Annotated in this window: 9 protein-coding genes; 3 read left to right on the top strand and 6 right to left on the bottom strand. The window is 57.6% G+C overall.

Annotated features, from left to right (window positions below; translation table 11 throughout):
* Together NT137_01590 and NT137_01585 are read right to left on the bottom strand one after the other, a co-directional pair.
* Positions 1–184: hypothetical protein (locus NT137_01590; GenBank protein ID MCX6652036.1), on the bottom strand; the 184-nt coding region annotated here is incomplete at its 3' end.
* On the bottom strand, positions 181–825 hold the full coding sequence (locus NT137_01585) for a cobalamin-dependent protein (protein ID MCX6652035.1): 645 nt from the start codon (positions 823–825) through the stop codon (positions 181–183). The genes NT137_01585 and NT137_01590, both read right to left, overlap by 4 nt.
* A 253-nt stretch (positions 826–1,078) precedes the next feature.
* On the opposite strand from NT137_01585, the gene NT137_01580 reads away from it, so the two are divergent.
* Both NT137_01580 and NT137_01575 read left to right on the top strand, forming a co-directional pair.
* Entirely contained in the window at positions 1,079–2,002 is a 924-nt protein-coding gene (locus NT137_01580; GenBank protein MCX6652034.1) for an ABC transporter ATP-binding protein, read from the top strand.
* Positions 1,999–2,745 carry an ABC transporter permease gene (locus NT137_01575; protein ID MCX6652033.1) on the top strand — a complete coding sequence of 249 codons (747 nt, stop codon included), beginning with the start codon at positions 1,999–2,001 and terminating at the stop codon, positions 2,743–2,745. Before NT137_01580 ends, NT137_01575 begins: the two co-directional genes overlap by 4 nt.
* Positions 2,746–2,857: 112 nt before the next feature.
* Here NT137_01575 and NT137_01570 read toward each other — a convergent pair whose 3' ends face one another.
* Entirely contained in the window at positions 2,858–3,349 is a 492-nt protein-coding gene (locus tag NT137_01570; GenBank protein MCX6652032.1) for a hypothetical protein, read from the bottom strand.
* 114 nt (positions 3,350–3,463) lie between these two features.
* On the opposite strand from NT137_01570, the gene NT137_01565 reads away from it, so the two are divergent.
* Entirely contained in the window at positions 3,464–4,360 is an 897-nt protein-coding gene (locus tag NT137_01565; GenBank protein ID MCX6652031.1) for an amidohydrolase family protein, read from the top strand.
* A gap of 3 nt (positions 4,361–4,363) precedes the next feature.
* Here the strand turns inward: NT137_01565 and NT137_01560 are convergent, their stop codons facing one another.
* The 3 genes from NT137_01560 to NT137_01550 all read right to left on the bottom strand — a co-directional run bounded on the left by NT137_01560 (position 4,364) and on the right by NT137_01550 (position 7,200).
* Positions 4,364–5,290, bottom strand: a complete 927-nt coding sequence (locus tag NT137_01560) for an AsnC family transcriptional regulator (protein MCX6652030.1) — start codon at positions 5,288–5,290, stop codon at positions 4,364–4,366.
* Between the two features lie 75 nt (positions 5,291–5,365).
* Complete coding sequence (locus tag NT137_01555; protein ID MCX6652029.1) at positions 5,366–6,157, bottom strand: hypothetical protein; 792 nt, start codon at positions 6,155–6,157, stop codon at positions 5,366–5,368.
* A gap of 113 nt (positions 6,158–6,270) precedes the next feature.
* Entirely contained in the window at positions 6,271–7,200 is a 930-nt protein-coding gene (locus NT137_01550; GenBank protein ID MCX6652028.1) for a branched-chain amino acid transaminase, read from the bottom strand.
* Positions 7,201–7,558: the final 358 nt, after the last annotated feature.

Genomic DNA, 7,558 nt, shown 5'->3' with positions numbered 1-7,558 from the left:
CCATGGCCTTCTGTCCGGCTATGAAGCCTTCCGCGTACTTCCTTGGGTCAGAGCACCATTCGGCGTAGGTGGTCGGGGTGCTCAGCAGCCTGCGCTGCACGCCGGTGGCGATCGGATAGGCCGTGAGACGGTCGACCGGCTTGTCCTGAAGGGAATTGACAGCCCTCTCGATGTGATTCATCATGTCTGAAGCACCCCCTTCACCTTTGACACCGCTTCCTGCGCGTTGATGCCGTGCAGGTCGGCGCCGATGTCGTCCGCGAACTCCTGGGAGGTCGGAGCGCCGCCGATGATGACCTTCACTTTCATCCTCAGGCCCGATTCGATCAGGCCATCGACGCACAGCTTCATGCCGTCCATGGTCGGGGTCATGAGGGTGCTCATGGCCACTACGTTCGCATCCTTCTCCTTGACGTTGTTGACAAAGTTCTCGATGGGGACATCGCGGCCAAGGTCAGTGACGCTCATTCCACCAGCGGTGAACATGGTCTTTACCAGGTTCTTGCCGATGTCGTGCACATCGCCTTCGACGACGCCGATGACGACGCCGACGCGCTTCTTGGCATCCTCCTTAGGGATGTGGGGTATGAGCACGTCCAGCGCTCCGTACATGGCATCGGCTGCCAGGAGCACCTGGGGAAGGTACAGCTCGTGGACGGCATACTTGTCGCCTACGATGGTCATTCCCTTGATGAGCCCATGATCGATCGCATCCAGCGCCTTGACTCCGGATTCCAGGGCGGCCTTGGCGTTCTTAATCGCCTCGTCCTTCTTGCCACCCACCACCGATTTTTCCAATCCAGCTAGAATTTCTTCTCTCTTCACTAGTTACCACCCCCTCGCAAGCATAGCGAGTATCGTCCCCAGAACGTCAATTGTTAATAAGTAGATTAGTATGGATGGAGGCTCCATCCATTAAGTGCGTTAACTGTGCCCATATATATGAGCTTGGATCGTGAAACGCACTATTTCGCATTATCGAATGCATCCAACCCTGCGCATGAAGGACGATATCCATCGCGATGGTCGCTAGGTCCATAGAGCAACTATTTCTGAACAGACGGCCACTCCGGGTATCGTGGAACCTGCTTTGAGGGTCGAGCGCCTGACCAAGCGTTTTGGCCAGATCACGGCCGTGGACAATGTTGAACTGATCGTCCAGAAGGGCGAGTTCTTCGGCCTTCTCGGCCCCAACGGAGCGGGCAAGACCACCACCATCCGCATGGTCACCGGGGTGCTGAAGCCCGACTCCGGCAGCATCACCATTGATGGAATAGAGTTAGCGCGGAACCCGCTTGAGGCCAAGATGCGGATGGGCGTCATCCCTGAGGTTGGCAACGTCTACCCAGACCTTTCGGCACTTGATAACGTGGACCTTGTCGGCCGTTACTACGGATTGCCGAGGATGGAGAGGGAAGAGCGCAGCAACGTCCTGCTAGACGATCTGGGCCTCAAGGAGAGGAAGCACGACCTGGTACGCAAGTTCTCCAAGGGCATGCGGCAGAGGGTGAGCATCGCCTGCGCGCTTGTCTACGAGCCATCCCTCCTCATCCTCGACGAACCGACCGAGGGACTGGACGTGCAGAGCCGTCGGCTGATCGTGGATAAGGTCAAGCAGATCAATCAACGTGGAAGCACGGTGATTCTCACCACGCACAACATCGAGGAGGCGAACCGCCTGTGCCAGAGGGTTTGCATCATCAACAAAGGCAAGGTCGTGGCCTGCGACTCCCCGGAGAAGCTGCGGGCGGCCTTCCAGCTCACCCCGGCGGTGGAAGTGGCGTTCGATCGCCAGGTGGACATAGCCCTCCTGAAGCATCCTAGCCTGCAGAGGGTTGACGTGTGTGGGGACAAGCTTCGCCTGCTGACCGAGGACCCCGAAGCGATCATCGAGTATCTAGTGGGCTTCAGGAAAGAGCACGGTCTGAGGATCATTTCGCTAAGCACTGCCTGGCTCAGCCTGGAGGATGTTTTCGTGAAATTGTGCGAGGTGCCGTCGTGAACTGGCACATCTTCGTCCGCGGGGTGAGGGTGACAGCTCGCAAGGACATGATGATCTACTACAAGAAAGCGCCCGTGTTCATCTTCGGCCTCATCCTGCCCACGTTCCTGTTCTTCGCCTTCTTCGTCGGCCGGCAGCTGGATGTCCAGAGATACTTCCCTGGCTTCCTGGCCATGTCCCTCTTCTTCACATCATCGTCGGTAGGGCCCCTCATCGTCCCCTGGGAGAAGCAGCAGGGAACCTTCGAACGCCTTCTCTCCTATCCGGTGAACATAGAGATCATCCTCCTGGGCGACGTCATCGCGGGGGCGGTGTTCGGCCTCATTATCAGCAGCATCGTTGGTGTAGTGGGTTTTCTGTTTCTGCCTTTGCAGCTGGCGGACGTGCTGTTGGTGTTCCTAGCCTTCGTTCTGGGAAACCTATGCTTCTCCTCCCTGGGAGTCTTGCTCTCTTCCCCGGCCGGTAAGACGCCGGCAAACATCATGATGCTCGCAGCCTTGGTCCGGTTCCCGCTCATTTTCATCTCCGGGATCTTCATTCCCTTGAACGAGATGAGCGGCGCGACCAGACTGGTCACGCAGTTCTCTCCCCTCACCTATTTGGTCGATGCGCTGAACCATGGAATGGGGCAGGCGGCGGTCATGCCCTGGTATATCGATATCGCCGCCCTGGTCCTGTTCACGTTCGTCTTCTTGGCGGGCGCCAGCTTCATACTCAAAAAGAGGAGCATGAAAGGGCTTTGAGGAAGAGAGCATAGCAGGCAAGATGCAGAGGTCGGTCGAGCTCTTCGCCTGGTCGAATCAAATAGACAAAGGAAAGATCCGGGGGAAGGGTTTTGCCTCGTCCTCGCTACGTTTAGTAGTCAGGGTTCTGCGGAGGCAATTGAGGAGGCACCTTGCGCTTGAAGAACACAAGATAGGCGATCACTATCAGTACGAGGACTATTGCGACGGCAGAGATGGCCATGAGCATGAGTACCATGCCAACGAGCCCCTCGGTGTCGGTGTAGTAGTCGTACCTTAGGTTGGCATCCAAACTGCCAATATTATGCCAGATCAGCTTGTAGTCCCCGCTCTTCTCCGCCTGGATGATCGTCCCGCCGCTCTTCACGTCCAGCTCATTGCGTACCGGAAGGTTGTCCGCGTCCCGGATCTCGAAATCCATGATGACGGTCGAATCCCATCCGACGATCAGGGTCTGCCCTTTGTCAAGATGCAGCGTGACGCTGTGATTGTTCCCGGCCAGGACCGCTACCTCCGCATGCACGGCAGCGGCCGTCGGAAGACAGGCGATAGAGAGCGCGAACAATACTGAAGCCACCAGTATCGTTACGATTCGACTCCTCATTGGTCCACCGCACCCTGGAGACGCTTGCCGCCCCAAATATCCTCTGCCCCCGTCCGAATAGCCGAAGCCTCGAACAAGCTTGAATAACCGGGAACTGCCTTGGTGTGCGAGCGCATGATCATCGACAGCCACGTGCACATCTGGAAGCGCAGCGTGTACCCGAACGTGATAATGGACGCGTACCTGGAGCCGCTGGTGCTGCTAGATGCGCTCTATTTCAGCGGCGGCCCCCAAGAAGGGGGAAAGGATTGGCTCACTTCGGAAACGGACGCCAACGAGCTCATCCAGAACATGGAAGTAGCGAGGATCGACAAATCGGTCATCCTTCCACTGGACTTCGGCCTGGTCGGACCGACGCAGGAGGGAGTGGAGTACTTCAACGACTGGGTGTTCGAGTCCTGCTCCGTCTACCCGGAGAAGCTCATCCCCTTCGTGGGTGTGGACCCGCAGCGGGGCGAGCTGGCGCTCCGCTTGGTCGAGAAGTATGTGAAGAAGCACGATGCTCGAGGGGTGAAGGTCTACCCACCCACTGGCTGGTTCCCCAACGAGGAGCGCATCCGGCCGTTCTGGAAGCTGCTGGACGAGTTCGGTCTCATGGTCGTCACGCATTCCGGCGCGGTCTGGGGGCCGCTGGACGAGAACTTCTCCAGACCCTCATACTACACAGAGGTGCTGGAGCGCCACCACGATCTCAAGCTGGTGATAGCGCACATGGGAGGAAAGTTCCGGGATGAGATGTATCCCCTGCTGGCACGCTTCGAGAACGCATACACCGATTGCTCCGCTCTGCAGGGCTGGCTGCCCTCGAACCCAGAGATGGTCCTCAGTCGGTTGAAGGATGTTTCGGAGAAGATACCGGACCGGACCTTCTTCGGCACCGATTGGCCTCTCTTCGAACTGGCTTACTCCCAGCCTTACTTCATCGACCTGGTGAAGACGGGGGCTTGGGCGGACGATGACATGAAGGAGAGACTGTTCAGCGGCAATTTCTTGCGCGCCTTCCGCAAGTGAACATCACTTACCGTCTGGAGAGCGAGCCTTGTCAACGATCAGCCGGTCCGCCCAGTTCTCGATCATTCCGGTTGTCAGCAGCGGATTCGCTTCCACATGATGGAAATCACCATGGCGTTCGAAGGAGCGCTTGATCTCTCGCACCGCGCCCATGTCCCTCACCCAGCACATGGCCATGGTGAGGTCGGGCAGATTGCGGTACTGATTGAAGAAGAGGATATGGGGTGAGTGCAGATTGAGCATGTCCCGCATGAACTTGCGAAGATCTCCTCTTCCTCTCCTATACAACTGGAAGATACAGAGGATATCCCCAGTGGCCTCTGGGTTGAGCTCGATGGAGAACTCCACGCTGCCATCGGCGAGCATGCGCTGCACCCTCGCCTCAACGTCCTCGCACGTTCCCCCGATCTCCTCCACTACCTCGAAATGGCTCTTGCGAGCGTCGCGATGCAAGGACGCCAGAATACGGAAGTCCGTCGCGTCCAGCTCCCTTTTTTCCGTAAGAACGTCTGGCTTTCCCGAACGTATTCCGAAGGTGAGGTCCTGCATTCCCACCTCCTCCCTCAGGAACATCAAGTAGTGGTCGAGATACATGAGCCGACGCAGCGAGGCGGCCACGTACGTGCGCGATCCTCCGCCAATGCCCGTCCACGAGGAGACGTCGTTCTTGCCCAGCTTGGTTCTCGCCTCCTCCAGCGAGGTGATGTCGCATCGACCGAAGACAAAGACGTTGACGGAACGGAGGTAGGAGGGGGTGAGGCGGGCGACAAAGGCCTTGATAAGTCCGTCCTTGTGGAGCGAGCTAATGCGCTGCCTCACCTCCTCCGTCGTCAGTTCCAGGAACTCCGCCACCTGCCTTTCCGGACGACGGCTGTCCTCCAGAAGCATCTGGATCAGCACGATGTCCGTCTCGTCAAGGGACCGCGCCATTTTCTCCCGAGAAGGATATCGCTGCCAGGTAAAGAAACCTGACCTTTCCTTGGCAACCGAGGCGAAGGACCGACCCTATCCTTTGAGCGGTCGCTGGCATCGAGGACAGTATATGGTGGTCCGCCCGCCCACCTTAATGCTCCTCAACGAAGCGTGATCACGCGGACACCTCCCTCCTTCGATCCGAGAGCGCAGGAGAAAGGTGCGGGGGAGCCGATCGAAATCCGTTCGCACCTGGATAGATCGCTTCAGGACGCGACGCATGCTCCTGTAGAGTCTCTTGATCTCCCCGTCCGTCGGATCTGAAGCGGAAGTGCTCGGATGAATGCCAGATTGGAATAGTGCTTCGTCGGCATAGAGGTTGCCTATTCCAGCCACGACCCTCTGGTCCAGGAGCACGGTCTTGATGGCCTTTCGGTGCCGTCTGACCCTTCCCAGGAACTCCTTCTCTCGCACCAGGAGCATGTCCGGACCTAAGCCCTTTCTCATGATTAGAGAGCTCGTGCTCTTCACGAATCCGACCGCGCCGAACTTGCGCATGTCCTCGAAAACCAGTCGTTCGCCGCCCTGGAATCCGACGACCACTCTGGCGAACCGGGGCAGAGGAGATTCGCTCTCGATCATTATCAGATCCCCAGTCATCCCGAGATGCGCCGTTAGGAATCCTCCGTCCACCTGCAGGAAGAGCTGCTTGCCGTGGCGCCGGGCGGCGGTGAAGCATTTGCCGACGAGCGGATCAATCAGCTTCCTGGTCGTAACACCCTCCAGGATAGATGCGTCAATTACCTTGACCGAGTCGATCCTCTTTCCCAGGGTTCGTTCCTCCAGGTAGCGCCTGACGATCTCGACCTCGGGCAGTTCCGGCATCGGTGCTCCCCACACGCAAAGCCTTGGCAGGTATTGTTGGTTTCCGGCCCCGTTAACTCGACAATGGAATCGCGAGGAATGCCGTAATCCGTTGGCGACCGCTGTGTCCAGACTCAATCTACGTAGTTCAGCCAGCTAGAGTACTTCGGGTCTTTACCCCGAGCGGCGTCGAAGTACGCTTTCTGCAGCTTCTTGGTGATCGGCCCCGCCTTTCCAGTGCCGATCGCTCTTCCATCCAAGTAGGAGATGGGCGTGACCTCGGCCGCGGTCCCGGTCATGAAGAACTCGTCGGCGATGAATATCTCCGAACGAGTGATCTCCCTCTCCACCACCTCGATGCCCATGTCCCTGGCGAGGATGGTGACGCTGTCCCTGGTGATCCCCTCCAGGACGCCAGCGGAGATGGGCGGGGTGATGAGCTTGCCGTGCCTCAGCATGAAGACGTTCTCACCCGGTCCCTCGGCCACTGTGCCATTGTTATTGAGCATGAGCGATTCTGAGGCCCCGGCCTGATTCGATTCGATCTTGGCCAGGACGGAATTCACGTAGTTGCCGCAGATCTTTGCCTGCAGGGAAGTGGAGGTGTTGGTGGGCTTCTGCCAGGAGGAGGTGATGATGCGCGCGCCGTTCTCGATCTCGTCTGCGCCCATGTATGTTCCCATGTAAGCAGTGGCGATCGCCACGGAGACGTTGAAATCGCGGGGGTCCAGAACGATGCGCCTGGGCTTCTTGCTGCTGCTGTAGAAGGCGATGGGGCGGATATAGTCCACATCCACCTTGGTCTCGCGCACGACCAAACGGACGGCCTCACAGAGCTCGTCTACCGTGTAAGGAATGGGCATGGCTATTGCTTTCGCGGAATCGAGTAGGCGCGCCATATGGTCCCTGAGGCGAAAGACCGCCCGGCCCTTGGAGGTCTCATACACGCGGATGCCCTCGAACACGCCCGTGCCATAGTGCAGGGCGTGCGTCATTATCGGCACCACTGCCTTATCCTCTTCCATCAGCTTTCCGTCCATCCAAACCATTGGCTTATCGGTCATTGGTTCAACCTCCGCTCCCGGCTGCCGACCAATAGCTGTCGGGGCTTGGGGAATATGATGCCATCTCAACAAATGAATGTTTCCGATTCCATCTTTCGCCTTTGGGCAGCGACAGACCGATTCTTGGCCGAGATATTCGCACCTCTGGTCTCAACTAGTGAATGTCTCCTTGGAATGTCACGGATGAACCAACGAACCTCATGAATCAATCTGATAGGGCCTTGTTGCAAAAGTCAACTGACGGATTCTGAAGCATAATTATCGTTTGTTATCTATATTGTTACCAAAATTAATATGTGTGGGCCAACCTATTGCCAGCTGTCAAAGAAGGTAATAGATTGGTTGCCACGATACTCGA

It is taken from the genome of Methanomassiliicoccales archaeon, from assembly GCA_026394375.1.
Classification (GTDB): Archaea; Thermoplasmatota; Thermoplasmata; order Methanomassiliicoccales; family UBA472; genus JAJRAL01.
The sequence above is the reverse complement of the archived record's forward strand: the minus strand, read 5'-3'. Positions and strand labels throughout refer to the sequence as shown.

What these genes read in the sequence shown, in the direction of transcription:
- NT137_01570 (MCX6652032.1), bottom strand. Translation starts at nt 3,349, where the DNA reads ATGAGGAGTCGAATCGTAACGATACTGGTGGCTTCAGTATTGTTCGCG.
- NT137_01565 (MCX6652031.1), top strand. Translation starts at nt 3,464, where the DNA reads ATGATCATCGACAGCCACGTGCACATCTGGAAGCGCAGCGTGTACCCG.
- NT137_01560 (MCX6652030.1), bottom strand. Translation starts at nt 5,290, where the DNA reads ATGGCGCGGTCCCTTGACGAGACGGACATCGTGCTGATCCAGATGCTT.
- NT137_01555 (MCX6652029.1), bottom strand. Translation starts at nt 6,157, where the DNA reads ATGCCGGAACTGCCCGAGGTCGAGATCGTCAGGCGCTACCTGGAGGAA.
- NT137_01550 (MCX6652028.1), bottom strand. Translation starts at nt 7,200, where the DNA reads ATGACCGATAAGCCAATGGTTTGGATGGACGGAAAGCTGATGGAAGAG.